General features: G+C 39.9%; 2 protein-coding genes and 1 pseudogene. All 3 read left to right on the top strand.

Translation table 11 applies throughout. The features are described from left to right. The coding region (locus A7090_RS25515; RefSeq protein WP_198599623.1) for a transposase at positions 1-237 on the top strand (237 nt) is incomplete at its 5' end. A gap of 34 nt (positions 238-271) precedes the next feature. Continuing rightward, positions 272-1,477: a T6SS immunity protein Tli4 family protein gene (locus tag A7090_RS25510; protein ID WP_105275900.1), complete on the top strand. Its 1,206-nt coding sequence runs from the start codon at positions 272-274 to the stop codon at positions 1,475-1,477. 157 nt (positions 1,478-1,634) lie between these two features. After that, positions 1,635-1,775: pseudogene (locus A7090_RS25505) on the top strand (IS630 family transposase); the annotation flags it as partial.

Genomic DNA, 1,775 nt, shown 5'->3' with positions numbered 1-1,775 from the left:
AATCATTGGCACGTGGAGAATAAGCTGCACTGGCGTCTGGACGTGGTAATGAATGAAGACGACAGCAAAATAAGAAGAGGAAACGCAGCAGAATTATTTTCAGGGATACGGCATATCGCTATTAATATTTTGACGAATGATAAGGTATTCAAGGCAGGGTTAAGACGTAAGATGAGAAAAGCAGCCATGGACAGAAACTATCTGGCTTCAGTCCTTTCGGGGTGCGGGCTTTCGTAATCTTGCCCTGCCCATCAACTGGAGTTGCAACTGTATGAAACTAAAAACAGTATTAGTGTGTATCTGCATCACCGGAACTGCCCAGGCAACACCGCAGGAATGGAGGGAAGAATGCGTTGGATATTATAAGATGCAGATGCCATCAAATCTTGAGGTGGCATTATATCCGATTGATGGTTTAATTAACACAAAAAGAAGGCCGAAGAGTGAGATTGAGGGATTCTTCTGGCCGATAATAACATTTGGTGACGATTACGGATATGGTTTAGAAACCGATGATTCTGTGCAGGCTCAGTTTTCTGTTTTTCGTTATGATAACTATAGTATAATTATTTCAACAAAAAGCAAAGAGACTATAGACATATCTAAATATATAAAAAAACTGGAGGAGGTAATTAATTTCAAAGTTCATCGTTGGATGACTCAAATAGAAAAAGACCCAGCAGTTATGATATCTGAAAGTGAAATAAAACGCAAGACGGAATATAAAATAAAACAGTACGGAAGCTCCTTTTCAATTAATAAGCCGAAGTATTATGAACTACACCTTAATATTGGTAATCGGTTATATGTGTTTCGTCCGAAAATAATTCCGTTACTAGAGAATAAGATATTAACTGCCGACGAGGCATCACAAATAGTTGAACCAGCCATACAGTCATTGATGAAACATTTTCGCCCCCGCAATCTGTATGAAGTACCGTCGGAACAGGGGTTTTGTCTGCCATATGGCTTTATTAGCGGAGATTCCGGACAAGAGCCACATGAAATGGGGGTTACTTACCGACTTATTGATCATCCAGATGTGACGATATTTTTTCAGGATTTAGGGCAGGCACCTTTGCATGGAGAGGGAGAAACTGACGAAGGAAGTATAAAGGATGCTGTAATCAAGATGTGGGCCCATAGTTTTCTAATGGGAGCAAATAAAAAAGAGTTTTTATCACCCAAATGGCAGAGTATTAAAATGGATGGTCGTGAGGGAATAGAAACCTATGTGAAGGCGACCTATGATCATTTCCCTATATACAACACGGAAGGACATGCGGAATACCATGATTATATTAATTATGGATACCTGGCTTATATCAGAAGTGACAAGAAGGTAAGAAATAAGAAGCCAGGATTATTACTCTATGTGTCACAGACTAGCTGGCTGGTGAAAGATAAGCCCCCAATGAGTAAGGATGAGTTGTTTGAGATCGCTGAGAAAATTGCTCGTTCGGTGAAACGCCATTAAGCAATGACATTATCTAATGGAACAGAAATGAAAACATGATGAAATAAATTTCAATAGATGGAATATATTGGGCCTGGAGTATTTAGATACATGGCTATATACCCGTAATCATTGAAAGTGCTTGATTTTTCAGCAACAGGAGATCATGCTGCTCACCATGAAAATATTCATCTCTGACCAACAAAAAGCTGAACTTGAGCGCCTTCATGATTCCAGTTGTGACGGGCGAGTCAGAGATCGTATTAAAGCCATTCTTCTGGCCTCCGAAGGCTGGAGTTCGACTATGATTGCTCAGGCT

The organism is Escherichia sp. MOD1-EC7003 (assembly GCF_002965065.1).
Taxonomy (GTDB): domain Bacteria; phylum Pseudomonadota; class Gammaproteobacteria; order Enterobacterales; family Enterobacteriaceae; genus Escherichia.
Note: the sequence above shows the minus strand (reverse complement) of the source record. Positions and strands in the feature narration are given on the sequence as shown.